The following is a 24519-nucleotide window of genomic DNA, read 5'->3' on the forward strand; positions in this document are numbered from 1 at the left end:
CCGAAGAATCTTGCCGTTGAACGGACGCGCCGACCCGAGCCCCCGATAGCGTCTGTATCCGGCTGCCTTTGACTTGTCAAAGTACGCACTATTCAGTAAGATCCGCCGTCTAATTTACAGGGCGGCCCCTGAGGCTATTAAAGAATGACAACTTTTACTGCAAAACCAGAAACAGTTCAGCGCGACTGGTTTGTCGTCGACGCCGCTGGTCAGACCCTGGGTCGTCTGGCCACTGAAGTCGCCAGCCGTCTGCGTGGCAAGCACAAGCCTGAGTACACCCCTCACGTTGATACCGGTGACTACATTGTCATCATCAACGCCGAGCAGGTACGTGTTACCGGCAACAAAGCGCAAGACAAAATGTACTACCGTCACTCCGGTTTCCCAGGCGGTATCAAGTCTTCGAACTTCGAAGGCCTGATCTCCAAAAAGCCTGAAGCCCCGATTGAAATCGCGGTCAAAGGTATGCTGCCGAAGGGCCCACTGGGTCGCGACATGTATCGCAAGCTGAAAGTCTATGCGGGCGCTGCTCACCCTCATGCTGCTCAGCAGCCCCAAGAACTGAAGTTTTAACGGAATAGTTCATTATGTCGGCGACTCAAAATTACGGCACTGGCCGTCGCAAAACCGCTACCGCTCGCGTTTTCCTGCGTCCGGGTACTGGTAACATCTCGATCAACAACCGCACTCTGGAAAATTTCTTCGGTCGCGAAACTGCCCGCATGGTAGTTCGTCAGCCGCTGGAATTGACCGAGACCGTTGAAAAGTTCGACATCTACGTCACCGTTATCGGTGGCGGTGTAAGTGGTCAAGCTGGCGCAATCCGCCACGGTATCACTCGCGCTCTGATGCAGTACGACGAAACCCTGCGTGGCGCTCTGCGCAAAGCTGGCTTCGTGACTCGCGATGCTCGTGAAGTTGAACGTAAGAAAGTTGGTCTGCGTAAAGCGCGTAAGCGTCCGCAGTACTCGAAGCGTTAATTCGCTTTTACGTTCCAGAAAACGCCCAGCCTCCTCACGGAGCTGGGCGTTTTTTATTGCCTGCTATTTATGTAAAAAAATCTGTGTGACAACTTGCCACATCCGTAGAGCCCCTATACTCAAAGGCTTGGAGCCAGTGCCGGGGGTAATTACCTTGTCAGACGTGGGGCTTTTCATTACCATTCGGCAAAATTTTTATAAGTTCAGATTTAACACTTAGTAGACGCCTGATTTAACAGGCCACAAAGCTGATGGGAGAGGACTGAATGAGCAATGACGGCGTGAATGCAGGCCGGCGTCGCTTCTTGGTAGCAGCCACATCCGTGGTGGGTGCTGCAGGAGCGGTGGGGGCTGCGGTCCCGTTCGTGGGGTCATGGTTTCCCAGTGCCAAGGCGAAAGCCGCAGGTGCACCGGTGAAGGTGAATGTCAGCAAGATCGATCCAGGCCAGCAAATGATTGCTGAATGGCGCGGTCAGCCAGTGTTCATCGTTCGTCGTACCGAGGAAATCCTGGGAAATCTGAAGAAGATCGAGGGCCAGCTGTCCGACCCCGACTCGAAGAATTCCGACCAACCCGCTTACGTCGATAAGGAAATTCGCTCGATCAAGCCGGAAATTCTGCTGCTGATCGGTATCTGCACCCACTTGGGTTGCTCTCCCACCTTCCGCCCGGAAGTGGCGCCCGCGGACCTGGGCAAGGACTGGGTCGGGGGCTATTTCTGCCCGTGCCACGGTTCTCACTACGACCTCGCTGGCCGCGTCTACAAGTCACAACCTGCACCACTGAACCTGCCAGTTCCGCCACATCACTACGAGACTGACAGTGTCATTGTCATTGGCGTCGACGAGGGGGAGAAAGCCTGATGAGCAAGTTCATGGATTGGGTGGATGCGCGCTTCCCCGCGACCAAGATGTGGGAAGACCACCTCAGCAAGTACTACGCACCGAAGAACTTCAACTTCTTCTATTTCTTTGGCTCCCTGGCACTTCTGGTACTGGTCAATCAGATCGTTACCGGTGTCTGGCTGACGATGAGCTACACCCCGTCGGCCGAAGAAGCCTTCGCCTCCGTCGAATACATCATGCGCGACGTCGAGTACGGCTCGATCCTGCGTCTGCTGCACTCCACCGGCGCCTCGGCGTTCTTCATCGTCGTCTACATGCACATGTTCCGTGGCCTGCTCTACGGCTCGTACCAGAAGCCTCGCGAGCTGGTGTGGGTGTTCGGCATGCTGATCTACCTGGCGCTGATGGCCGAGGCCTTCATGGGCTACCTGCTGCCGTGGGGCCAGATGTCCTATTGGGGCGCCCAGGTGATCATCTCGCTGTTCGGTGCGATCCCGGTCATCGGCAACGACCTGACCCAGTGGATTCGCGGTGACTACCTGATCTCCGGGATCACCCTGAACCGCTTCTTCGCCTTGCACGTGGTGGCCTTGCCGATCGTGATCCTGGGCCTGGTAGTGCTGCACATCCTGGCGTTGCACGAAGTGGGTTCGAACAACCCCGACGGCGTGGATATCAAGAAGCACAAGGACGAAAACGGCGTACCGCTGGACGGCATTCCGTTCCACCCGTACTACACCGTGAAAGATATCGTCGGTGTGGTGGTGTTCCTGTTCATCTTCTGCTCGATCGTGTTCTTTTTCCCGGAGATGGGCGGTTATTTCCTCGAGAAACCGAACTTCGAACAGGCGAACGCCTTCAAGACCCCGGAACACATTGCCCCGGTCTGGTACTTCACTCCGTTCTACGCGATCTTGCGGGCGATTCCCGACAAACTCATGGGCGTTATCGCCATGGGCGCAGCGATTGCGGTGCTGTTCGTGCTGCCGTGGCTCGACCGTAGCCCGGTCAAGTCCATGCGCTACAAGGGCTGGCTGAGCAAGATCTGGCTGTGGGTGTTCTGCATTGCGTTCGTGATCCTGGGTGTACTGGGCGTATTGGCGCCGACCCCGGAGCGTACGTTGCTGTCGCAGGTCTGCACCTTCCTGTACTTCGCCTACTTCATTCTGATGCCGTTCTATACCCGGCTCGAGAAGACCAAACCGGTACCGGAAAGGGTGACTGGCTGATGAAAAAATTATTCGTTGCATTCATTCTTGCGGCCCTGCCGCTGCTGTCTTTCGCCGCTGAACACGGCCCAGAACTGGAAAAAGTCGACATCGACGTGTCGGACAAAGCCGCAATGCAGGACGGGCTGCGTACGTTCACCAACTACTGCATGGGCTGCCACAGCGCCAAGTTCCAGCGTTACGAGCGAGTGGCCGACGACCTGGGCATTCCCCATGACGTGATGCTGAGCCACTCGGTGTTCACCGGGGCGAAGATCGGCGACCACATGACCATCGGCATGCAACCGGCCGACGCCAAGACCTGGTTCGGGGCTGCACCGCCCGACCTGACCCTGGTGGCCCGTGTGCGTGGCACCGATTGGCTCTATGGCTACCTGAAATCCTTCTATGAAGACCCGACGCGTCCCTACGGCGTGAACAACAAAGTGTTCCCGAACGTCGGTATGCCTAACGTTCTGGTCGGCCTGCAAGGTCGCCAAGTGGTAGGATGCAAGCAAGTACAAATCGTCGAAGACGGCAAGAAGCAGTATGATCCGCTCACCGGTACGCCTTTGACTCATGAAGCGTGCGATCAGCTGACCATAGTGCCGAAGACCGGCACGCTGAACGAAGAGCAGTTCGACGAGAAGGTCAAGAATCTGGTGACCTTCCTGGCCTACTCGGCCAACCCAGTGAAGCTGCAGCATCAGCGCATTGGTACCTATGTGTTGCTGTACCTGGCCTTCTTCTTCGTGTTCGCCTATCTGCTGAAACGCGAATACTGGAAGGATGTGCATTGATCCAACCGTAAGTAATTGCTGTTAATCTTGCGCGCCCAGCGGCATCTCTGAAGGTAAGTCTGGTTTATCCAGGCGTCACGGAGATGCTCACTGGGCGCGCTCGTTTTTGAGCTTCCGATAATTTCAACAAGCGAGGAGGACCGCCATGGGCGTGACCAATCGGTTGGCCTGTTACTCCGACCCCGCCGACCACTATTCCCACCGAGTACGCATCGTGCTCGCAGAGAAGGGTGTCAGCGCAGAGATCATCAGTGTGGAGGTGGGACGTCACCCGCCGAAACTGATCGAAGTGAACCCTTACGGCAGCTTGCCCACCCTGGTCGATCGTGACCTGGCGTTGTGGGAGTCAACCGTGGTGATGGAATACCTGGATGAGCGTTATCCCCATCCACCGTTGCTGCCGGTGTATCCGGTGGCGCGTGCCAACAGCCGCCTGCTGATCCATCGGATCCAGCGTGACTGGTGTGGCCTGGTGGACCTGATTCTGGATTCACGCAGCAAGGAAGCGGCCCGGGTTCAGGCGCGCAAGGAATTGCGCGAGAGCCTGACCGGTGTTTCGCCGTTGTTTGCCGACAAACCTTTTTTCCTCAGCGAGGAACAAAGTCTGGTGGATTGCTGCCTATTACCCATACTCTGGCGCTTGCCGATTTTGGGCATAGAACTGCCGCGGCCTGCCAAGCCGCTGCTTGACTACATGGAGCGCCAGTTTGCGCGTGAGGCTTTCCAGGCGAGTCTGTCTGGTGTCGAACGCGATATGCGCTAAGGCTTAAGGAGCCGTTGATGAACTCCAGTCGACCTTACCTGGTCCGCGCGCTCTATGAGTGGATAGTGGACAACGATTGCACCCCGCACATGCTGGTCAATTCCGAGTTTCCCGCGGTTCAGGTACCGCAAGGTTTTGCCAGTGACGGACAAATCGTCCTGAACGTTTCACCCAGTGCCGTGCGACACCTGCACATGGACAATGAAGCGGTCAGCTTTGAAGGGCGTTTCGGCGGTGTGCCGCATACGCTGTTCGTGCCCATCGGTGCCATCCTCGGGATCTACGCCCGGGAAAATGGCCAGGGCATGGTGTTTGATCTGGAGTCTTCCCTTGAGGATGACGAAGCGATCGAGCTCGAAGGCGAAGATGATGTGCCGCCGCCGGATTCCGAGCCACCGCGTCCAAGCGGTCGGCCGAGTCTGAAAGTGGTGAAGTAATAAGGCGCGGGCCCTCGGGCCAGCGTTGAAAATGCCTCGGTGATGCCGGGGCATTTTTTTGCCTGGCAAAAACCCCGGCGGTTATAGATGAAAGTCATGACAGGACGGTGATCGTACAACCGCCATGGGCTATCATGCGTGCTTCAGATCGCCGAGATAGATGATTCATCATGGAAAACTCCAGCGCCGCCCCTCGTCTTCCCCGCAAGCGCCGCAGCCTTGCCCAGGAATTGGTCACGGTGTTGTCCGAGCAGATCCGCGACGGCCAACTCAAACGTGGCGACAAACTGCCCACCGAGTCGGCGATCATGGACGCCCATGGGGTCAGCCGCACCGTGGTGCGTGAAGCCATCTCGCGATTGCAGGCCGCCGGGCAGGTAGAAACCCGCCATGGCATCGGCACTTTTGTACTGGATACGCCAAGCCCCAGCGGTTTCCGGATTGATCCGGCCACTGTCATCACCCTGCGTGATGTGCTGGCCATCCTTGAACTGCGGATCAGCCTGGAAGTGGAGTCTGCCGGGCTCGCCGCCCAGCGTCGTAGCGACGAGCAATTGGCCGGCATGCGTGCTGCCCTCGATGCGCTGAACGAAAGTGCGGCCCACGCCGGTGATGCGGTGGCGTCGGACTTCCAGTTCCACCTGCAGATTGCCCTGTCCACCGGCAACCGCTACTTCACCGACATCATGACCCACCTGGGCACCAGCATCATTCCGCGCACGCGGCTGAACTCGGCACGCCTGGCCCATGATGACCAGCAGCACTACATGAGCCGCCTGAGCCGCGAACACGAAGAGATCTACGAGGCGATCGCGCGCCAGGACTCGGATGCGGCGCGGGCGGCCATGCGGTTGCACCTGACCAACAGCCGTGAGCGGCTGCGCCATGCCCATGAAGAGGCGGAAGCGCAGCGCGGTTGATTCCAGGCTGGACGTAAGCGTGTGGCTTGAAAGCTCATTGTGGCGAGGGAGCTTGTTCCCGTTGGGCCGCGCAGCGGCCCCAAATCCATTGCCCCGAGTTCTGTCTGAAAGAACCCCGTGTTCTTGCCGGGGCTGCTTCGCAGCCCAACGGGAGCAGGCTCCCTCGCCACAGGTTAGTGCGCGAGGCTTAACTCACGTCTTTCAGGCCGGCTGATTCGGCGTGTAGTCCTTGAGCAGCAGATACGTGCTCCAACCCCACCAATCATTGGTCCACTGCTTGTCGTTCAGGTTGTTGACGTCCTTGCGTCGCAGCACCTTGTCGCCTTCAGCCTTGAACAGCGGTGAGAAGTTGTTCGCCGGGTTCTGCGCGGCGTTCAGGTCCGGCACATACAGCGGTGCCTTGAAGTTGGCCGGGGAGGGCGCCATGCCGCTGATAAACGTTTCGAAGATCTCATCGGCCGAGGCCTGCACGGCGCGTTTGACCATGGCGCGGTTGGCCGCATCGTTGCTGTCGAAATAGCGTTTATCACCGTAGGCATGCCACTGCTCGCCCAGGGCGTTGCGCACATTGAGCCCGAACTTGCTGTCTTCATCGTGCATGAAGCGGCTGATCAGCGAGCCCAGTTCACCCGGTGTCACCACCGCCGCCAGTTGCTTGCGCGGTACCCGCAGGTGCCCGGCGGAAAATAGATCGGTCAAAAAGTGATCAGCAAAGCTGTTCATGGCATAGGCCAGTTCCAGCGCCTGGTCGGTGCCGGTCTGATGCGCCACGACGGCTTGTTGCAAGGCTGCCGTATGCCCCGCCAGATAGGCCGCCAAAGCCCATTCGCCAAAGTGGTCGGCATTGTCTGCCGCCAGTTTCAGGTAGCGCCCCAGTGGAATCAGCGCCGAGACGGCACTGCCGCCGCCGGTGATGCGGTTCCATTCCTCGGACAAGGTGTCACCCAGTGCGTCATAGGCTTCATGGGGTTGCTTGCCGTCCTTGATTGCCTGGTTGACCGCATTGATCTCCTTTTGCATCACCGCCAGGATCTTGCCCGCTTCTTCCCGTGATGCTGGCAATACCGCCAGCGAGTTGAATGCATCGGTAAAGCGCTGCACACGATCAGCGGGCGATGTGCCTTCGTTGATGGGGCGCCCGGGGATGCCATAGAAATCACCGCCCAGGGCGATGATCTGGCCGTAGCTCAGGGCCAGGCCATTGGGCAGGTGCAATTCGACCTGCCGGGCGGGAATCGGCGGGGCGTCCTTGACGAAACGCAACAGGGTGTCGTCGCCGATGGCGGTGTGTTCGCCGCCTTCAAAACGCAGGGTTGGCGGGGTTTTCACAGGTGTGGCGAGTTCAAGATCTGACATGTTAGCTCCTTGCTATGTCGTAGGAATCTTCCGTAATAACTGTACGTATATACAGTTATCCCGAGCATAGAGGAAAAACTTCCTACGTCAAGAAAGCAGCAATCGAGAAGGGCGGCGATGAATTGCAGTTGACGAATATTTTTATAGTTGTACGATGACGTACGACATCAAGATAACCATCCGTAATCTCACAACAGAAAGTCTTCGCCCAGGGTGTTCGAATAATGAATCCACAAGAACTGAAGTCCATCCTCTCTCACGGTCTGCTGTCTTTCCCGGTGACCGATTTCAATGCCCAGGGTGATTTCCACCAGGCGGGCTACATCAAGCGTCTGGAATGGCTGGCCCCTTATGGCGCTACCGCCTTGTTCGCCGCTGGCGGCACCGGTGAGTTTTTCTCCCTGGCGGCCAGCGAATATTCGCAAGTGGTGAAAACCGCCGTTGATACCTGCGCCACCAGCGTGCCGATTCTTGCCGGTGTCGGCGGTGCCACCCGCCAGGCCATCGAGTACGCTCAGGAAGCCGAGCGTCTGGGCGCCAAAGGCCTGTTGCTGCTGCCGCACTACCTGACCGAAGCGAGCCAGGACGGGGTTGCCGCCCACGTTGAAGCGGTGTGCAAGTCGGTCAAGATCGGTGTAGTGGTCTACAACCGCAACGTCTGCCGCCTGACCGCGCCGCTGCTGGAACGCCTGGCCGAGCGCTGCCCGAACCTGATCGGTTACAAGGACGGCCTGGGTGACATTGAATTGATGGTGTCGATCCGTCGTCGCCTCGGTGACCGTTTCAGCTACCTGGGCGGCTTGCCGACTGCAGAGGTTTACGCCGCTGCCTACAAGGCCCTGGGCGTGCCGGTGTACTCCTCGGCGGTGTTCAACTTCATTCCAAAAACCGCGATGGATTTCTACCACGCTATCGCCCGGGAAGATCACGCCACCGTCGGCAAGATCATCGACGACTTCTTCCTGCCGTACCTCGACATCCGTAACCGCAAGGCCGGTTACGCGGTGAGCATCGTCAAGGCCGGGGCGAAAATCGTCGGTTACGACGCTGGCCCCGTGCGTACCCCGCTGACCGATCTGCTGCCGGAAGAATACGAAGCCCTGGCCGCGTTGATCGACAAGCAAGGCGCGCAATAACCCATCACCAAGGCCGCTGAGTAATCAGCGGCTTTTTGCGTCAGGAGAGAATTCGTGTCCCAAGCCAAGCGTTTCGAAAACTACATCGGTGGCCAGTGGGTTGCCGGCGCCGACTACTCGGCCAACATCAATCCGTCGGAGTTGTCTGATGTCATTGGCGAATACGCCAAGGCTGACCTCGCCCAGGTCCACGCGGCCATCGACGCTGCGCGCGCTGCTTTTCCGGCGTGGTCCACTTCCGGGATCCAGGCGCGTCATGATTCGCTGGATAAAGTCGGCACCGAAATCCTCGCCCGTCGCGAAGAACTCGGCACCCTGCTGGCCCGGGAAGAGGGCAAGACCCTGCCGGAAGCCATCGGCGAAGTGACCCGCGCCGGTAACATCTTCAAATTCTTCGCCGGTGAATGCCTGCGCCTGTCCGGCGACTACCTGCCGTCGGTGCGTCCGGGCGTCAACGTTGAAGTGACCCGTGAGGCGTTGGGCGTGGTTGGCCTGATCACGCCGTGGAACTTCCCGATTGCCATCCCGGCCTGGAAGATCGCCCCGGCCCTGGCCTACGGCAACTGCGTGGTGCTCAAACCGGCTGAACTGGTACCGGGCTGCGCCTGGGCCCTGGCCGAAATCATCTCCCGCGCCGGCTTCCCTGCCGGTGTGTTCAACCTGGTGATGGGCAGCGGCCGTGTGGTCGGCGATGCCATGGTCAACAGCCCGAAAGTTGACGGCATCAGCTTCACCGGCTCGGTGGGCGTGGGTCGTCAGATCGCCGTCAGCTGCGTGTCGCGCCAGGCCAAGGTGCAGTTGGAAATGGGCGGCAAGAACCCGCAGATCATTCTCGACGACGCCGACCTCAAGCAAGCCGTCGAGCTGTCGGTGCAGAGCGCGTTCTACTCCACCGGCCAGCGTTGCACCGCGTCCAGCCGCTTTATCGTCACCGCCGGGATTCACGACCAGTTCGTCGCGGCCATGGCCGAGCGGATGAAGTCGATCAAGGTCGGCCACGCCCTGAAAACCGGCACCGACATCGGCCCGGTGGTTTCCCAGGCCCAGCTGGACCAGGACTTGAAGTACATCGACATCGGCCAGAGCGAAGGCGCCCGGCTGGTCAGCGGCGGTGAGCTGGTGACCTGCGACACCGAAGGCTACTTCCTCGCGCCGACGCTGTTTGCCGACAGCGAAGCCGCGATGCGCATCAGCCGTGAAGAGATCTTCGGGCCGGTGGCCAACGTGGTGCGCGTGGCGGATTACGAGGCGGCGCTGGCGATGGCCAACGACACCGAGTTCGGCCTCTCGGCCGGTATCGCCACCACCTCGCTGAAATACGCCAACCACTTCAAGCGTCATTCCCAGGCCGGGATGGTGATGGTCAATCTGCCGACTGCCGGTGTGGATTACCACGTTCCATTCGGCGGCCGTAAGGGTTCATCCTACGGTTCGCGTGAGCAGGGTCGCTATGCGCAAGAGTTCTACACCGTGGTGAAAACCAGCTACATCGGTTCGTAACGGCTGCACCCTGTGGCGGGTCCGTGCCCGCCACAGGCTTACAATTTGATTACCCGCAAAAAAAATAATTAGTGGGAGTACATCTTCATGCAAGCGACCAAGCCGACCCATGTCCGCTATTTGATCCTGCTCATGCTGTTCCTGGTGACCACGATCAACTACGCCGACCGGGCCACCATCGCCATTGCCGGCTCCAGCCTGCAAAAAGACCTCGGCATCGACGCGGTCACCCTTGGCTATATCTTCTCCGCATTCGGTTGGGCCTACGTGGCCGGGCAAATTCCCGGCGGCTGGCTGCTGGACCGATTCGGTTCGAAAAAAGTCTACGCCCTGAGCATCTTCACCTGGTCACTGTTCACCGTGCTGCAAGGCTATGTCGGTGAGTTCGGTGTTTCCACGGCCATCGTTGCGCTGTTCATGTTGCGCTTCCTGGTGGGCCTGGCTGAAGCGCCATCCTTCCCCGGAAATGCGCGCATCGTGGCGGCGTGGTTTCCTACGGCTGAGCGGGGTACGGCCTCGGCGATCTTCAACTCGGCGCAGTACTTTGCGACTGTGTTGTTCGCGCCGTTGATGGGCTGGATCGTCTACACCTTCGGCTGGCAGCACGTGTTTATCGTGATGGGCGGCATCGGCATTCTGTTCTCGTTGATCTGGCTGAAACTTATCCACAGCCCGCGCCAACACCCGATGATCAACGACGCCGAACTGCAGCACATCGCCCAGAACGGCGGCATGGTCGATATGGATCAGGACAAGGGCAAAGGCAAGAAAGTCGACGGGCCGAAGTGGGATTACATTCGTCAATTGCTGACCAATCGCATGATGCTCGGCGTGTATCTGGGCCAGTACTGCATCAACGGCATCACCTACTTCTTCCTGACCTGGTTCCCGGTGTACCTGGTCCAGGAGCGCGGCATGACGATCCTCAAGGCCGGCTTTATTGCTTCCCTGCCTGCGGTCTGTGGTTTTATCGGTGGCGTGTTGGGCGGGATCATTTCCGACTATCTGCTGCGCAAAGGCCATTCGCTGACGTTCGCCCGCAAGGCGCCGATCATTGGTGGATTGCTGATTTCCTGCAGTATCGTGGCCTGCAACTACGTAGACATCGAATGGATGGTGGTGGGCTTCATGGCCCTGGCCTTCTTCGGTAAAGGCGTTGGCGCACTGGGTTGGGCGGTAGTCTCCGACACCTCGCCAAAGCAAATCGCCGGTTTGAGCGGTGGTCTGTTCAACATGTTCGGCAACATCGCGTCGATCACCACCCCGATTGTGATCGGCTACATCATCAGCACCACCGGCTCGTTCAAGTGGGCCCTGGTGTTCGTTGGCGCCAACGCGCTGGTCGCTGTGTTCAGTTACGTGGTGATCGTTGGCCCGATCAAGCGTGTAGTGCTCAAGGAGCCGCCGGCCAAAGGCCCCGAGCTGACTAAACTTTCCCAAGCGCATTCCTGAAGGGGCCCGCGTCATGCAGTTGATTGAACATGCCGATTCGCCACGCTCCATCCGTTTGCACGCACTGGATAACGTGGTGATTGTGGTCAACGACCAGGGCGTACCGGCGGGGACCGAGTTTCCCGACGGCCTGGTGACGGTGGATTTCATTCCCCAAAGCCACAAGGTGACGCTGGAAGACATCCCCGAAGGCGGCCGCATCATTCGCTACGGCCAGACCATCGGTTATGCCCTGCGCCCGATTCCCCGCGGCAGTTGGGTGCAGGAAGATCAACTGCGCATGCCCACGGCGCCGCCGCTGGACAGCTTGCCGCTGTCCACTGAAGTGCCCGAGGCCCAGGCGCCGCTGGAAGGCTTTACCTTCGAGGGTTATCGCAATGCCGACGGCACCGTGGGCACGCGCAATATCCTCGGGATTACCACCACGGTTCAGTGCGTCACGGGCGTGCTGGACCATGCGGTGAAGCGCATCAAGGACGAGTTGCTGCCCAAGTACCCGAACGTCGATGACGTGGTGGCGCTGACCCACAGCTACGGCTGCGGCGTGGCGATCACGGCCACCGACGCCTACATCCCGATCCGCACCGTGCGTAACCTGGCGCGCAATCCGAACCTGGGCGGTGAAGCCCTGGTGATCAGCCTGGGTTGCGAGAAGTTGCAGGCCGGGCAGGTGATGCATGAAAACGACAGCTCGGTAGACCTGAGTGAGCCATGGCTGTATCGGTTGCAGGACTCCAGCCACGGCTTTACCGAAATGATCGAACAGATCATGGAACTGGCCGAAACCCGCCTGAAGAAACTCGACCTGCGCCGGCGGGAAACCGTACCGGCGTCGGAGTTGATCCTCGGCATGCAGTGTGGCGGCAGTGATGCGTTCTCGGGGATTACCGCGAACCCGGCGCTGGGTTATGCCTCGGATTTGCTGCTGCGGGCGGGCGCGACGGTGATGTTTTCCGAAGTGACCGAAGTCCGCGATGCGATCTACCTGCTGACTTCCCGTGCCGAGAACCAGGACGTGGCCCGGGAACTGGTGCGGGAAATGGACTGGTACGACCGCTACCTGGCCAAGGGCGAGGCGGATCGCAGCGCCAACACTACGCCGGGGAACAAGAAGGGTGGGTTGTCGAATATTGTCGAGAAGTCGTTGGGTTCCATCGTCAAGTCGGGCAGCAGTGCGATCAACGGCGTGCTTGGCCCCGGTGAGCGGTTCAATCGCAAGGGCCTGATCTTTTGCGCCACGCCGGCGAGTGATTTTGTGTGCGGCACGTTGCAGTTGGCGGCGGGGATGAATTTGCATGTGTTCACCACCGGGCGTGGCACGCCCTATGGGCTGGCGATGGCGCCGGTGGTGAAGGTCTCGACCCGGACGGAGCTGGCGCAGCGTTGGCCGGACCTGATTGATATCGATGCCGGGCGGATCGCCACTGGGCGGGCAACGATCGAGGAGTTGGGTTGGGAGTTGTTCCACTTCTACCTGGATGTGGCCAGCGGCAAGAAGCAGACATGGGCGGAGCAGCACAAGCTGCATAACGACATTACGTTGTTCAATCCCGCGCCGATTACTTAAGACCGAGTCGCCTGCTTCGCGAGCAAGCCCGCTCCCACATTTGACTGCATTCCAAAGGTAGAACTCGGTCAAATGTGGGAGCGGGCTTGCTCGCGAAAGCGGTAGTCCAGACGAAGCTGGCCATGCTGGCTTATCATTAGCCACCTACCGACGCCCACCCAAGGTTCTCCCCGGCATGCTGGCAATCTTCCTACAAACCCTGAACATCACCGCGCCGGTGTTTGCCATGCTGTTCCTGGGCGTCCTGCTCAAGCGCATCAACTGGATCAACGACAACTTTATCCACATCGCTTCGGCCCTGGTGTTCAACGTCACTATGCCGGCGTTGCTGTTCCTCGGGATTCTCCATGCCGACCTGCATTCAGCCCTCAAGCCCGGCCTGCTGATCTACTTCGCCGTCGCCACGCTGGTGAGCTTCGCCCTGGCCTGGGGCTGGGCGATCTTTCGGTGCCCGCGGGAAGATCGCGGCATCTATGCCCAAGGCGCGTTTCGCGGTAACAACGGTGTGATCGGCCTGGCCCTGGCCGCCAGTATGTACGGCGACTACGGGATTTCCCTTGGCGCGGTGCTCGCGGCGCTGGTGATCCTGTTCTACAACACCCTGTCGACCATTGTGCTGGCGGTGTACAGCCCGGTGATCAAGTCCGACCCGTGGAGCATTTTCAAAAGCGTGCTGGCCAACCCGTTGATCATCAGCGTGATCGCGGCGGCGCCCTTCGCGTACTTCCAGATTGGCTTGCCTGGCTGGCTGGAATCCTCCGGGCAGTACCTGGCGGACATGACGTTGCCATTGGCGTTGATCTGTATCGGTGGCACGTTGTCGTTGGCGGCGCTGCGTAAAAGCGGCGACATGGCCCTGAGTGCCAGCCTGATGAAGATGGTCTGGCTGCCGGTGATCGCGACCCTGGGGGCGTGGCTGCTGGGGTTTCGCGGGCCGGAGTTGGGGATTCTGTTCCTGTACTTCGGCGCGCCCACGGCGGCGGCCAGTTTTGTCATGGCGCGGGCGGCGGAGGGCAATCATGAACTGGCGGCCGCGATTATCGTGATCACCACCCTGATGGCGGCGGTGACCACGAATATCGGGATTTTCGTGTTGCAGGCGGGTGGCTGGATCTAGGCGTCTTTCTGGTAGCTGTCGATCACTTCCTGAGCGGCGCGAAAGGCGTCAATCGCCGCCGGCACACCGGCATACACCGCACAATGCAGCAGCGCCTCGCGAATCTCCTCCACGGTGCAACCGTTGTTCAGCGCGCCGCGCACGTGGCCCTTGAGTTCCTGCGGGCACTTGAGGGCGGTCAACGCGGCGAGGGTGATCAGGCTGCGGGTTTTCAGCGGCAACCCTTCGCGATTCCACACGCTGCCCCAGGCATGCTCGTTGACGAAATCCTGCAGCGGCTGGCTGAACTCCGTGGCATTGCCCAGCGCCCGATCGACAAACACATCACCCATCACCTGGCGGCGCATTTCAACGCCGGGCTTTTTCTGTTCGGTCATTGCGATTCCCTCTTGTGTTGGCGGCGCCAGGCTTGCAGCGAGGTGAACAACAGGAAAGCCACCAGCGCTGGCAGGACGTAATACAGCATCAGTTGTTCAAGCTTGTTGGCCAGCGGCATGCCGAAGGTGAACGACACCACGTGCAGCCCGTACACCAGGTACAGGCCCAGGAACACCAGGCCTTCGGCCCGGGTGACGCGGTAGCCCGAATAAAACACCGGCAGGCACAGGGCGACCACGCCGAGCATTACCGGCAGGTCGAAATCCAGGGCATTGGGCGACACCGACAACGGCGAGGGCGCCACCAGGGCGGTAAAGCCCAGCACCCCAAGCAGGTTGAACAGGTTGCTGCCGATCACGTTGCCCACGGCAATTTCCCGCTGGCCGCGCAGGGCGGCGATCAGCGAGGTGGCCAGGCAGGGCAGGGAAGTGCCGACGCCAATCAGCGTCAGGCCGATGATGCGTTCCGACAGGCCCAGGTCAGAGGCCACGTCCACCGCCGCGCCCAGCAGCAGGTGCCCGGCCAGTACGAGGATCAACAGTCCACCGAGCATCAGCAGCACGCTGCTCAGCCACGGCGCCTGCACCACAGTGTCCCGGGTGCGCGGGCGGCGGGAGTGGCGGGTCTGGTAGAGCAGCACGCCGAGGTAGGCCACCAGGGCCACCAGCAGTAACAGGCCATCGATCGGCGTGAGTTCTTCATTGGCGGCTAGCACAAACACCAGCAGGCTGGCGATGATCATCATCGGGATATCCAGGCGTACCAGTTGCCGGGAGACCCGCAGCGGAATGATCAGGGCTGCCAGGCCAAGGGTCACGAGGGTGTTGAAGATGCTGCTGCCGATCACACTGCCCACGGCGATGTCGGTGTTGTCCGCCAGGGTCGCTTGCAAGCTGATCGCCATCTGCGGCGCGCTGCTGCCGAAGGCGACGATGCTCAGGCCGATGATCAGCGGGCGCACCTTGAGGCTGGCCGCCAGGCGCACGGCGGCGCGCACTAATACTTCTGCGCCGAAGATCAACAGCAGCAGGCCGCTGATCAGTTCGATCAGGCTAAAGGGCGAGAGGGCGGTTAATGCGGAAATGGCCTGGGCTCCGTCGGTCAGTTGCTGAGGGCTTGCACGCGAACGCGCGCGGTGCCGCTGCCGATCATACCGATCTGTTCGGCGGCCTTGCGTGAAAGGTCGATCAGGCGCCCACGGGTATGCGGGCCGCGATCATTGATGCGGACAACGACGCTTTTGTTGTTGTCGAGATTGGTGACCTTCACCTGCGTGCCGAAGGGCAGGCGACGATGGGCGGCGGTCAGGGCATTCTGGTTGAACGGTTCACCGCTGGCAGTGCGGTTGCCGTGGTGTTTGGCGCCGTAGTAGGACGCGGAGCCGGTTTCGTCATAGCCGTTGGGGTCGATGAGGCCGCTGGCGCAGCCGGCGAGCAGAGAGAACAGGGCCAACAGGCCGAGTAGACGCTTCATTTTCAAGGTTCCCCCCTTACAGATGTGGGAGCGGGCTTGGGTGGGAGCGGGCTTGCTCGCGAATGCAGTGTGTCAGGCAACGAATAGGCTGACTGATCCACCGCTTTCGCGAGCAAGCCCGCTCCCACACAAGCCCGCTCCCACAAGGGGTCAGAGTTGGACGTGAGGTCCTGCTCCGACCATTTCACCGCGTTTAGCCTTCGAGTTTGCTTTTCAGCAGTTCGTTGACCTGTTGCGGGTTGGCCTTGCCTTTGGAGGCTTTCATCGCCTGGCCGACAAAGAAGCCGAACATCTTGCCGCGCTTGGCTTCATCCGCAGCACGGTATTGTTCAACCTGTTCGGCATTGGCTGCCAGCATCTCGTCGAGCACGGCCGAAATCGCGCCGCTGTCGGTGACTTGCTTCAGGCCGCGCTTTTCGATGATCTCGTCAGCGTTGCCTTCGCCGGCGGCCATGGCTTCAAACACGGTCTTGGCGATTTTGCCGGAGATGGTGTTGTCCTTGATCCGCAGCAACATGCCGCCCAACTGTTCTGCCGACACCGGTGCTTCGTCGATTTCCAGGCCCTGTTTGTTCAACAGGCTGCCCAGCTCAACCATCACCCAGTTGGCCGCCAGTTTGGCGTCGCCGGCAATGCTCACGACTTTTTCGAAGTAGTTGGCTTGCTCGCGGCTCGACGCCAGCACGCTTGCGTCATACACCGAAAGCCCGAACTGCGCCTGGAAACGCTCGCGTTTCTGCGGTGGCAGTTCCGGCAGCGTGGCGCGCACGTCAGCCAGGAACGAGTCCTCGATGACCACCGGCAACAGGTCCGGATCGGGGAAGTAACGGTAGTCGTTGGCTTCCTCCTTGCTGCGCATGGCGCGGGTTTCGTCTTTGTTCGGGTCGTACAGGCGGGTCTGCTGGATCACCTTGCCGCCGTCTTCGATCAGCTCGATCTGGCGACGTACTTCGGTGTTGATCGCCTTCTCGATGAAACGGAACGAGTTGACGTTCTTGATCTCGCAGCGGGTGCCGTATTCGGCCTGGCCCTTTGGCCGCACCGACACGTTGCAGTCGCAACGCAGGGAGCCTTCGGCCATGTTGCCGTCGCAGATCCCGAGGTAACGCACCAGCGCGTGGATCGTCTTGACGTAGGCCACGGCTTCCTTGGCGCTGCGCATGTCCGGCTCGGAAACGATCTCCAGCAGCGGGGTGCCGGCGCGGTTCAGGTCGATACCGGTGGCGCCGTTGAATTCTTCATGCAGGCTCTTGCCGGCATCTTCTTCCAGGTGCGCACGGGTCACGCCGACACGTTTGATGGTGCCGTCTTCCAGCGGGATGTCCAGGTAGCCCTTGCCGACGATCGGCAATTCCATCTGGCTGATCTGGTAGCCCTTGGGCAGGTCCGGGTAGAAGTAGTTCTTGCGGGCGAACACGTTGTGCTGGCCGATCTCGGCATCGATGGCGAGGCCGAACATCACCGCCATGCGCACCGCTTCCTGGTTCAGCACCGGCAGCACGCCGGGCATGCCCAGGTCTACCAGGCTGGCCTGGGTGTTGGGTTCTGCGCCGAACGTGGTGGCGCTACCGGAGAAAATCTTCGATTGGGTGGCGAGCTGGGTATGAATCTCCAGCCCGATCACGACTTCCCATTGCATAGTGTTCTCCTCAGAAGCCGGTAGGGGTGCGAGTGTGCCAGTCAGTGTTCAACTGGTACTGGTGCGCCACATTGAGCAGGCGGCCTTCCTGGAAATACGGGGCGAGCAGTTGCACGCCCACCGGCAAGCCATCGACGAAACCTGCAGGCATGGACAAGCCCGGCAGACCGGCGAGGTTGGCGGTGATGGTGTACAGGTCTTCCAGGTACTCGGCGATCGGGTCGCCGGTCTTGGCGCCGATCTTCCAGGCCGGGTTCGGCGTGGTTGGGCCGAGGATCACGTCGACTTCATTAAAGGCAGCCATGAAGTCGTTCTTGATCAGGCGACGGATCTTTTGCGCCTTGAGGTAGTACGCGTCGTAGTAGCCGGCCGACAGGGCGTAGGCACCGACCATGATCCGGCGTTGTACTTCCGCGCCGAAACCTTCGCCACGGGAGCGCTTGTACAGGTCGGTGAGGTCTTTCGGGTTTTCGCAGCGGTAGCCGAAGCGCACGCCGTCGAACCGCGACAGGTTGGAGGACGCTTCTGCCGGCGCGATCACGTAGTAGGCCGGAATCGCGTGCTGGTTGTTCGGCAGGCTGATTTCCTTGATCACGGCGCCGAGCTTTTCCAGCTCCTTGACGCTGTTGTCCACCAGTTCGGCGATGCGCGGGTCGAGGCCGGCGCTGAAATACTCTTTCGGCACGCCGATGCGCAGGCCTTTGATCGAGGTATTCAGGCTGGTGCTGTAGTCCGGCACGGGTTCATCAATGCTGGTGGAGTCCTGCGGATCGAAGCCTGCCATGTCTTGTAACAAAATTGCGCAGTCTTCAGCGGTGCGTGCCAGGGGGCCGCCCTGGTCGAGACTGGAGGCGTAGGCAATCATGCCCCAGCGGGAAACGCGACCGTAGGTCGGTTTCAGACCGGTGAGGTTGGTGAAAGCGGCCGGTTGGCGGATCGAGCCGCCAGTGTCGGTGGCCGTGGCGGCAGGTAACAGACGAGCGGCAACCGCGGCCGCCGAACCACCGGACGAACCGCCGGGCACGTGCTCGAGGTTCCACGGGTTTTTCACCGCGCCGTAGTGGCTCGACTCGTTGGCCGAGCCCATGGCGAATTCGTCCATGTTGGTCTTGCCCAGGGTCACGGCCCCGGCAGCGGCCAGCTTGGCGACCACAGTGGCGTCGTAGGGCGCCTTGAAATTGTCGAGCATCTTCGAGCCGCAACTGGTGCGAATGCCCTGGGTGCAGAACAGGTCCTTGTGGGCAATCGGCGCACCCAACAGGGCGCCGTTCTCACCGTTGGCGCGACGTACGTCGGCGGCCTTGGCCTGGCTCAGGGCCAGCTCTTCGGTGATGCTGATGAAGCTGTTGACCTTAGGGTCCAGCTCGGCGATACGCGCCAGCAGGGTCGTGGTCAGCTCTTCGGAAGAAAACTTTTTGTCGGCGAGACCGCGGGCGATCTCGGCCAGAGTCAATTGATGCATTGCAGGCTCTTTCCCTTTAGTCGATGACTTTCGGAACCAGGTACAGGCCGTTTTCGACCGCTGGCGCGATGGACTGGTAAGCCTCGCGATTATTGCGCTCGGTCACGACGTCGGCGCGCAGGCGCTGGCTGGCTTCCAGCGGGTGAGCCAGGGGCTCGATGCCGTCGGTATTCACGGCTTGCATTTGGTCGACCAGCCCGAGAATGCTGTTCAGGGCTGCGGTGGTCTGTGGAAGATCGGCTTCATTGAGGCCCAGGCAGGCCAAATGAGCGATTTTTTCCACGTCGGAGCGTTCAAGCGCCATGGGATTCTCCAGTGGAAAACAGAACGGAAGCTATCCGTGTGTTAGATTGTAGGAACACTACCGCATTTCTACGGTCATATGGCCGCGATTGTGGGGGTTGGTGCACAGAAAGTCGGCCAATTTAGCACATTGGCGCCTTGCCCAAAATCCCTGTCGTTGTTAGAGTTTGCCGCACTTTTTTACCCACGCGTTGCCTAGGGTCCCTTTCCCATGTTCAAGAAACTGCGTGGCATGTTTTCCAGCGATCTTTCCATCGACCTGGGCACTGCCAACACCCTTATTTACGTGCGCGAGCGCGGTATCGTCCTGAATGAGCCATCGGTTGTGGCCATTCGGACCCATGGTAATCAGAAAAGTGTCGTTGCCGTTGGCACCGAGGCCAAGCGCATGTTGGGCCGAACACCGGGCAACATTGCTGCCATTCGTCCGATGAAGGATGGCGTGATTGCTGACTTCAGTGTCTGCGAAAAGATGCTGCAGTACTTCATCAACAAGGTTCACGAAAACAGTTTCCTGCAGCCCAGCCCTCGTGTGCTGATCTGCGTTCCGTGCAAGTCCACCCAGGTGGAACGTCGTGCCATCCGTGAGTCGGCCCTTGGCGCCGGTGCCCGTGAAGTGTTCCTGATTGAAGAGCCAATGGCCGCTGCGATCGGTGCCGGCCTGCCGGTTGAAGAAGCGCGCGGTTCGATGGTGGTGGATATCGGTGGTGGTACCACTGAAATCGCCCTGATCTCCCTCAATGGTGTGGTGTATGCCGAATCCGTACGGGTTGGCGGCGACCGCTTCGACGAAGCGATCATCACCTACGTGCGTCGCAACTACGGCAGCCTGATCGGCGAATCCACCGCTGAGCGCATCAAGCAGGAAATCGGTACCGCTTACCCGGGCGGCGAAGTTCGCGAAGTCGATGTTCGCGGTCGCAACCTGGCCGAAGGCGTTCCACGTGCCTTCACCCTGAACTCCAATGAAGTGCTGGAAGCTCTGCAAGAGTCCCTGGCCACCATCGTTCAGGCGGTGAAGAGCGCCCTGGAGCAATCGCCTCCGGAACTGGCTTCCGATATCGCCGAGCGTGGCCTGGTACTGACCGGTGGTGGCGCCTTGCTGCGCGACCTCGACAAGTTGCTGGCCCAGGAAACCGGTTTGCCAGTGATCGTCGCTGAGGACCCGTTGACCTGCGTCGCCCGCGGCGGTGGCCGTGCACTGGAAATGATGGATAAACACACCATGGACCTGCTCTCCAGCGAATAAGAATTTGCTGGTTTGCCCATGTTTCGCTCACAGGCAGCACTTTGCAGTGCTGCCTGTTGGCGTTTATCTTCTTCAATCTGCATCCAGGCCGGTTTGATGCCGTATGAATAAAGAAAACATTTGCCTGGGAGGAGCGGCTTATTAAACCGCTTTTTTCCAAAGGCCCCTCATTGGGCGTGCGCCTGTTGGTGCTGGTCGTGCTATCGGTTGCGCTGATGGTGGTCGATGCCCGCTTCACACTGCTCAAGCCAGTGCGTAGCCAGATGTCGCTGGTCCTGATGCAGACGTACTGGATCACTGACCTGCCGCAGCGTCTCTATCAGGGTGTCGCCAGTCAATTTGGCAGCCGCACCGAACTGGTGGCGGAGAACGAAAAACTCAAGACCGAAAACCTGCTGCTGCAGGGGCGCATGCAAAAGCTCGCGGCCCTCACCGAGCAGAACGTTCGGCTGCGCGAGTTGCTCAATTCCTCTGCGCTGGTCAATGAGAAGGTCGAAGTGGCCGAGTTGATCGGTATGGATCCGAACCCCTTCACCCATCGCATCATCATCAACAAGGGTGAGCGCGACGGCGTAGTCCTTGGCCAACCGGTGCTCGATGCCCGTGGCTTGATGGGCCAGGTGGTGGAGTTGATGCCTTATACCTCCCGCGTGCTGTTGCTGACCGACACCACCCACAGCATCCCGGTGCAAGTCAACCGCAACGGCCTGCGGGCGATTGCCAGCGGTACCGGTAACCCGGAACGCCTGGAGTTGCGTCACGTCGCAGACACCGCCGACATCAAGGAAGGCGACCTGCTGGTCAGCTCCGGCCTGGGTCAGCGGTTCCCGGCAGGCTACCCGGTCGCGACGGTCAAGGAAGTGATCCACGATTCCGGCCAGCCGTTCGCCATTGTGCGTGCCGTGCCGACCGCCGCATTGAACCGCAGCCGTTACCTGTTGCTGGTGTTCAGTGACAACCGCACCCCGGAAGAGCGTGCCAACGAAGCCGCCCAGGCCCAGGAAGCGGAAGACAAGCAAAACGGCACCGCGCCGATCATTCCGGCCACCGTGCCAAAACCGGCGGCACCTGCTGCCCCGGCAGCCGCTCCGGCAACGCCAGCCGCGCCGGTTGCGACACCGGTCAAGCCTGTGGCCCATAGCGCGCGTCCGGCCAAGCCTGCGGCTGCAACACCTGCCGCTGCCAAACCGCCCGCCGCCGCCAAACCACCGGCCGCGGCCCCGGCAACCACTCGGCAGAGGGAAGAATAATGGCCGGTACTCATTCGCGTAACGGCTGGATCGTCTGGCTGACCTTTGCCATCGGCTTGCTGCTCAGCGTTTCGCCGCTGCCGCAATTCATGGAGATCCTGCGCCCGCTGTGGCTCGCCTTGCTGCTGGCGTTCTGGGCCCTGGCGCTGCCGCACAAGGTCGGGATGGTCACGGCCATGTGCCTGGGGCTGATGGAGGATGTGCTCTACGGCACCCTGCTCGGGCAGAACGCGTTGATCCTGACCCTGATTACCTTCCTGGTGCTGTCATTGCAGCAGCGCCTGCGGATGTTCCCGATGTGGCAACAGTGCCTGGTGATCCTGGTGATCTTCGGCCTGGCGCAGTTGGTACAGCTGTGGCTCAGCGCCTTGACCGGCAACCGCCAACCGACCCTGGCGCTGGTGTTGCCCGCGCTGGTCAGCGCGCTGTTGTGGCCCTGGGTCAGTTTTGGCCTGCGTGGATTGCGTCGTCGCTATAAAATCAATTGAATGGATCGCGAGGCTCTGCCTGGTTATCGAACCCTACAGGGAGAGTCTGCATGAATTCGCTTTATCTGGCCTCGGGCTCCCCGAGGCGGCGTGAGCTGCTGACACAGATCGGCGTGCCGTTCACCGTCGTCAGCGCCGCCATTGATGAAACTCCCCTTACAAATGAATCGCCCGCGTCCTACGTAGAACGCCTGGCGCGCGGCAAGGCTGCGGCCGGTCGAGCGACCTTGGCCGATGCCACCGGCGCCTGTGTGCTGGGCGCGGACACAGCCGTGATCCTCGACGGCCGGATCCTCGGTAAACCTGTGGATCAAGCCGATGCCCTGGCCATGTTGCTGGCCCTTTCCGAGCGTGAACACGAAGTGTTGACGGCCATTGCGCTGATTGACGGCCAGCGTTGCGAAACGCAGCTGGTCAGCAGTCGTGTGCGCTTTCGCAGGATTTCAGCGGACGAAGCCACCACTTATTGGCACAGCGGCGAGCCCCAGGACAAAGCGGGCGGCTATGCTATCCAAGGCTTGGCGGCGGTGTTCGTCGCCGGACTCAATGGCAGCTACTCTGCCGTCGTTGGCCTGCCGGTCTGCGAAACCGCAGAACTGCTGGGCCAATTCGGCATACCCTGTTGGCAAAACCTTACCGTGCGCTAAACGCCGTATTCCAGCGCCAAGCCTTAAGCGATCGGTCACTATTGTGAAAACGCCTGAACGAGACCCAGCCATGAGTGAAGAGATTCTGATCAATATCACGCCGATGGAATCGCGCGTGGCGGTGGTAGAGAACGGTGTTCTGCAAGAAGTGCACGTCGAGCGCACCCAAAAGCGCGGGATCGTCGGCAATATTTATAAAGGCAAGGTCGTGCGTGTGTTACCGGGGATGCAAGCGGCGTTCGTCGACATCGGCCTGGACCGCGCTGCGTTTATCCATGCTTCGGAAATCTCCCTGCGCGAAGGCCCGGCGGTTGAAAGCATCAGCGCCCTGGTGCACGAAGGGCAGAGCCTGGTGGTGCAAGTCACCAAGGATCCGATTGGCTCAAAGGGCGCACGCCTGACCACGCAACTGTCGATTCCTTCGCGCTACCTGGTGTACATGCCGCGCACGGCCCACGTCGGTATTTCCCTGAAAATCGAAGACGAAGCCGAGCGCGAGCGCCTGAAAAAGGTGGTCAGTGACTGCGTGGCGCTCGAAGGCATCAAGGAGGCCGGCGGCTTTATCCTGCGTACTGCCGCAGAAGGTGCCGGTGCCGATGAAATCCTCATGGACATCCGCTACCTGCGTCGCCTGTGGGACCAGATCGGCGCGCAGATCAAGACTATCGGCGCCCCCAGCGTGATCTACGAAGACCTCGGCCTGGCCCTGCGCACCTTGCGCGACCTGGTCAGCCCGAAGATCGAGAAAATTCGCATCGACTCGCGGGAAACCTTCCAGCGCACTACGCAATTTGTTGCCGAGCTGATGCCGGAAATCGCCGATCGCCTGGAGCATTACCCGGGCGAGCGGCCGATTTTCGACCTGTATGGCGTCGAAGACGAAATCCAGAAAGCCCTTGAGCGCAAAGTGCCGCTCAAGTCCGGCGGTTACCTGGTAGTGGACCCGGCGGAAGCCATGAGCACTATCGACGTGAATACCGGTGCCTTTGTGGGCCATCGCAATCTCGAAGAAACCATCTTCAAGACCAACCTCGAAGCGGCCACCGCGATCGCCCGCCAGCTGCGCCTGCGCAACCTGGGCGGGATCATCATCATCGACTTCATCGACATGGAAGACGAAGAGCACCAGCGCCAGGTGCTGCGTACCCTGGAGAAGCAACTGGAGCGCGATCACGCCAAGACCAACATCATCGGCATCACCGAGCTGGGCCTGGTGCAGATGACCCGCAAGCGCACCCGCGAAAGCCTCGAGCAAGTGCTGTGCGAGCCGTGCAGCAGTTGCCAGGGGCGCGGTAAGTTGAAGACCCCGGAAACGGTTTGCTACGAGATTTTCCGGGAAATCTTACGGGAGGCACGCGCCTACCAGGCCGAGGGCTATAGAGTCCTGGCTAACCAGAAGGTGGTCGACCGTTTGCTGGATGAAGAATCCGGCAACGTAGCCGAGCTGGAGGGTTTTATCGGGCGCACCATTCGCTTCCAGGTCGAAACCATGTATTCCCAGGAACAATATGACGTGGTGCTGCTCTGATTCGCGTTAGTTCTTATCAAC

25 protein-coding genes are annotated in these 24519 nt (G+C 60.3%); 18 read left to right on the plus strand and 7 right to left on the minus strand.

Features of this window, described 5'->3' with window-relative positions; genetic code table 11:
* Positions 1-144 precede the first annotated feature (144 nt).
* From rplM to HYE77_RS11010, 8 genes are all read left to right on the plus strand, one after another.
* Positions 145-573, plus strand: a complete 429-nt coding sequence (rplM, locus tag HYE77_RS10975; protein WP_003216032.1) for a 50S ribosomal protein L13 — start codon at positions 145-147, stop codon at positions 571-573.
* 14 nt (positions 574-587) lie between these two features.
* Positions 588-980 carry a 30S ribosomal protein S9 gene (rpsI, locus tag HYE77_RS10980; RefSeq protein WP_003216038.1) on the plus strand — a complete coding sequence of 131 codons (393 nt, stop codon included), beginning with the start codon at positions 588-590 and terminating at the stop codon, positions 978-980.
* 266 nt (positions 981-1246) lie between these two features.
* The gene (petA, locus tag HYE77_RS10985; protein WP_003216040.1) at positions 1247-1843 is read left to right on the plus strand and encodes a ubiquinol-cytochrome c reductase iron-sulfur subunit; all 597 of its coding nucleotides are present in this window, start codon (positions 1247-1249) and stop codon (positions 1841-1843) included.
* Complete coding sequence (locus tag HYE77_RS10990) at positions 1843-3054, plus strand: cytochrome bc complex cytochrome b subunit (protein WP_003216042.1); 1212 nt, start codon at positions 1843-1845, stop codon at positions 3052-3054. Before petA ends, HYE77_RS10990 begins: the two co-directional genes overlap by 1 nt.
* Positions 3054-3833: a cytochrome c1 gene (locus HYE77_RS10995; protein ID WP_003216044.1), complete on the plus strand. Its 780-nt coding sequence runs from the start codon at positions 3054-3056 to the stop codon at positions 3831-3833. The genes HYE77_RS10990 and HYE77_RS10995 overlap by 1 nt, the downstream gene beginning before the upstream one ends.
* A gap of 145 nt (positions 3834-3978) precedes the next feature.
* A complete protein-coding gene (locus HYE77_RS11000) occupies positions 3979-4596 on the plus strand; it encodes a glutathione S-transferase N-terminal domain-containing protein (protein ID WP_003216049.1) in 618 nt (205 codons plus the stop codon).
* 17 nt (positions 4597-4613) lie between these two features.
* Positions 4614-5033, plus strand: coding sequence for a ClpXP protease specificity-enhancing factor (locus HYE77_RS11005; RefSeq protein WP_003216051.1), 420 nt, complete (start codon positions 4614-4616; stop codon positions 5031-5033).
* Between the two features lie 170 nt (positions 5034-5203).
* The gene (locus HYE77_RS11010; protein WP_177068785.1) at positions 5204-5953 is read left to right on the plus strand and encodes a FadR/GntR family transcriptional regulator; all 750 of its coding nucleotides are present in this window, start codon (positions 5204-5206) and stop codon (positions 5951-5953) included.
* 201 nt (positions 5954-6154) lie between these two features.
* Here the strand turns inward: HYE77_RS11010 and HYE77_RS11015 are convergent, their stop codons facing one another.
* The gene (locus tag HYE77_RS11015; protein WP_102369912.1) at positions 6155-7309 is read right to left on the minus strand and encodes a phospholipase; all 1155 of its coding nucleotides are present in this window, start codon (positions 7307-7309) and stop codon (positions 6155-6157) included.
* A 224-nt stretch (positions 7310-7533) separates the two neighbouring features.
* Between HYE77_RS11015 and kdgD the strand changes: the two genes are divergently transcribed.
* The 5 genes from kdgD (at position 7534) to HYE77_RS11040 (ending at position 14081) form a co-directional block, all read left to right on the plus strand.
* Positions 7534-8445, plus strand: a complete 912-nt coding sequence (kdgD, locus tag HYE77_RS11020; RefSeq protein WP_003216058.1) for a 5-dehydro-4-deoxyglucarate dehydratase — start codon at positions 7534-7536, stop codon at positions 8443-8445.
* A 54-nt stretch (positions 8446-8499) separates the two neighbouring features.
* Complete coding sequence (locus HYE77_RS11025) at positions 8500-9945, plus strand: aldehyde dehydrogenase family protein (RefSeq protein WP_003216060.1); 1446 nt, start codon at positions 8500-8502, stop codon at positions 9943-9945.
* Positions 9946-10032: 87 nt separating this feature from the next.
* A complete protein-coding gene (locus HYE77_RS11030; RefSeq protein WP_003216062.1) occupies positions 10033-11397 on the plus strand; it encodes an MFS transporter in 1365 nt (454 codons plus the stop codon).
* A gap of 13 nt (positions 11398-11410) precedes the next feature.
* Positions 11411-12964, plus strand: coding sequence for a galactarate dehydratase (garD, locus tag HYE77_RS11035; RefSeq protein ID WP_088422717.1), 1554 nt, complete (start codon positions 11411-11413; stop codon positions 12962-12964).
* Positions 12965-13139: 175 nt separating this feature from the next.
* Positions 13140-14081, plus strand: a complete 942-nt coding sequence (locus HYE77_RS11040; RefSeq protein ID WP_102604562.1) for an AEC family transporter — start codon at positions 13140-13142, stop codon at positions 14079-14081.
* On the opposite strand, the gene HYE77_RS11045 is transcribed toward HYE77_RS11040, so the two are convergent.
* From HYE77_RS11045 to gatC, 6 genes are all read right to left on the minus strand, one after another.
* Positions 14078-14458 carry a carboxymuconolactone decarboxylase family protein gene (locus tag HYE77_RS11045; RefSeq protein ID WP_003216068.1) on the minus strand — a complete coding sequence of 127 codons (381 nt, stop codon included), beginning with the start codon at positions 14456-14458 and terminating at the stop codon, positions 14078-14080. The two genes, HYE77_RS11040 and HYE77_RS11045, sit on opposite strands and share 4 nt — an antisense overlap.
* On the minus strand, positions 14455-15501 hold the full coding sequence (locus HYE77_RS11050) for a calcium/sodium antiporter (RefSeq protein ID WP_032899620.1): 1047 nt from the start codon (positions 15499-15501) through the stop codon (positions 14455-14457). Before HYE77_RS11050 ends, HYE77_RS11045 begins: the two co-directional genes overlap by 4 nt.
* 59 nt (positions 15502-15560) lie before the next feature.
* Complete coding sequence (locus tag HYE77_RS11055) at positions 15561-15932, minus strand: septal ring lytic transglycosylase RlpA family protein (protein WP_003216071.1); 372 nt, start codon at positions 15930-15932, stop codon at positions 15561-15563.
* 193 nt (positions 15933-16125) lie between these two features.
* Positions 16126-17571 carry an Asp-tRNA(Asn)/Glu-tRNA(Gln) amidotransferase subunit GatB gene (gene gatB / locus HYE77_RS11060; RefSeq protein ID WP_003216073.1) on the minus strand — a complete coding sequence of 482 codons (1446 nt, stop codon included), beginning with the start codon at positions 17569-17571 and terminating at the stop codon, positions 16126-16128.
* Between the two features lie 10 nt (positions 17572-17581).
* Positions 17582-19033, minus strand: coding sequence for an Asp-tRNA(Asn)/Glu-tRNA(Gln) amidotransferase subunit GatA (gatA, locus tag HYE77_RS11065; RefSeq protein ID WP_177068786.1), 1452 nt, complete (start codon positions 19031-19033; stop codon positions 17582-17584).
* A 16-nt stretch (positions 19034-19049) separates the two neighbouring features.
* Entirely contained in the window at positions 19050-19337 is a 288-nt protein-coding gene (gene gatC / locus HYE77_RS11070) for an Asp-tRNA(Asn)/Glu-tRNA(Gln) amidotransferase subunit GatC (RefSeq protein ID WP_003216077.1), read from the minus strand.
* Between the two features lie 210 nt (positions 19338-19547).
* On the opposite strand from gatC, the gene mreB reads away from it, so the two are divergent.
* The 5 genes from mreB to rng all read left to right on the plus strand — a co-directional run bounded on the left by mreB (position 19548) and on the right by rng (position 24498).
* Positions 19548-20585 (plus strand): rod shape-determining protein MreB, encoded by a 1038-nt coding sequence (gene mreB, locus HYE77_RS11075; RefSeq protein WP_002555108.1) that lies wholly within the window; start codon positions 19548-19550, stop codon positions 20583-20585.
* A 140-nt stretch (positions 20586-20725) separates the two neighbouring features.
* Positions 20726-21835 carry a rod shape-determining protein MreC gene (gene mreC, locus HYE77_RS11080; RefSeq protein WP_080673268.1) on the plus strand — a complete coding sequence of 370 codons (1110 nt, stop codon included), beginning with the start codon at positions 20726-20728 and terminating at the stop codon, positions 21833-21835.
* Positions 21835-22323 (plus strand): rod shape-determining protein MreD, encoded by a 489-nt coding sequence (gene mreD / locus HYE77_RS11085; RefSeq protein ID WP_003216081.1) that lies wholly within the window; start codon positions 21835-21837, stop codon positions 22321-22323. Before mreC ends, mreD begins: the two co-directional genes overlap by 1 nt.
* Before the next feature lie 50 nt (positions 22324-22373).
* A complete protein-coding gene (locus tag HYE77_RS11090) occupies positions 22374-22970 on the plus strand; it encodes a nucleoside triphosphate pyrophosphatase (RefSeq protein ID WP_003216083.1) in 597 nt (198 codons plus the stop codon).
* 70 nt (positions 22971-23040) lie between these two features.
* Positions 23041-24498: a ribonuclease G gene (gene rng / locus HYE77_RS11095; protein WP_003216085.1), complete on the plus strand. Its 1458-nt coding sequence runs from the start codon at positions 23041-23043 to the stop codon at positions 24496-24498.
* Positions 24499-24519 lie beyond the last annotated feature (21 nt).

This window comes from Pseudomonas sp. IPO3774, assembly GCF_013386835.1.
In the GTDB taxonomy this organism is placed as follows: Bacteria; Pseudomonadota; Gammaproteobacteria; order Pseudomonadales; family Pseudomonadaceae; genus Aquipseudomonas.

Coding starts and splice junctions, on each gene's coding strand:
- rplM (WP_003216032.1), top strand. CDS start 145: ATGACAACTTTTACTGCAAAACCAGAAACAGTTCAGCGCGACTGGTTT.
- rpsI (WP_003216038.1), top strand. CDS start 588: ATGTCGGCGACTCAAAATTACGGCACTGGCCGTCGCAAAACCGCTACC.
- petA (WP_003216040.1), top strand. CDS start 1,247: ATGAGCAATGACGGCGTGAATGCAGGCCGGCGTCGCTTCTTGGTAGCA.
- HYE77_RS10990 (WP_003216042.1), top strand. CDS start 1,843: ATGAGCAAGTTCATGGATTGGGTGGATGCGCGCTTCCCCGCGACCAAG.
- HYE77_RS10995 (WP_003216044.1), top strand. CDS start 3,054: ATGAAAAAATTATTCGTTGCATTCATTCTTGCGGCCCTGCCGCTGCTG.
- HYE77_RS11000 (WP_003216049.1), top strand. CDS start 3,979: ATGGGCGTGACCAATCGGTTGGCCTGTTACTCCGACCCCGCCGACCAC.
- HYE77_RS11005 (WP_003216051.1), top strand. CDS start 4,614: ATGAACTCCAGTCGACCTTACCTGGTCCGCGCGCTCTATGAGTGGATA.
- HYE77_RS11010 (WP_177068785.1), top strand. CDS start 5,204: ATGGAAAACTCCAGCGCCGCCCCTCGTCTTCCCCGCAAGCGCCGCAGC.
- HYE77_RS11015 (WP_102369912.1), bottom strand. CDS start 7,309: ATGTCAGATCTTGAACTCGCCACACCTGTGAAAACCCCGCCAACCCTG.
- kdgD (WP_003216058.1), top strand. CDS start 7,534: ATGAATCCACAAGAACTGAAGTCCATCCTCTCTCACGGTCTGCTGTCT.
- HYE77_RS11030 (WP_003216062.1), top strand. CDS start 10,033: ATGCAAGCGACCAAGCCGACCCATGTCCGCTATTTGATCCTGCTCATG.
- garD (WP_088422717.1), top strand. CDS start 11,411: ATGCAGTTGATTGAACATGCCGATTCGCCACGCTCCATCCGTTTGCAC.
- HYE77_RS11040 (WP_102604562.1), top strand. CDS start 13,140: ATGCTGGCAATCTTCCTACAAACCCTGAACATCACCGCGCCGGTGTTT.
- HYE77_RS11045 (WP_003216068.1), bottom strand. CDS start 14,458: ATGACCGAACAGAAAAAGCCCGGCGTTGAAATGCGCCGCCAGGTGATG.
- HYE77_RS11055 (WP_003216071.1), bottom strand. CDS start 15,932: ATGAAGCGTCTACTCGGCCTGTTGGCCCTGTTCTCTCTGCTCGCCGGC.
- gatB (WP_003216073.1), bottom strand. CDS start 17,571: ATGCAATGGGAAGTCGTGATCGGGCTGGAGATTCATACCCAGCTCGCC.
- gatA (WP_177068786.1), bottom strand. CDS start 19,033: ATGCATCAATTGACTCTGGCCGAGATCGCCCGCGGTCTCGCCGACAAA.
- gatC (WP_003216077.1), bottom strand. CDS start 19,337: ATGGCGCTTGAACGCTCCGACGTGGAAAAAATCGCTCATTTGGCCTGC.
- mreB (WP_002555108.1), top strand. CDS start 19,548: ATGTTCAAGAAACTGCGTGGCATGTTTTCCAGCGATCTTTCCATCGAC.
- mreD (WP_003216081.1), top strand. CDS start 21,835: ATGGCCGGTACTCATTCGCGTAACGGCTGGATCGTCTGGCTGACCTTT.
- HYE77_RS11090 (WP_003216083.1), top strand. CDS start 22,374: ATGAATTCGCTTTATCTGGCCTCGGGCTCCCCGAGGCGGCGTGAGCTG.
- rng (WP_003216085.1), top strand. CDS start 23,041: ATGAGTGAAGAGATTCTGATCAATATCACGCCGATGGAATCGCGCGTG.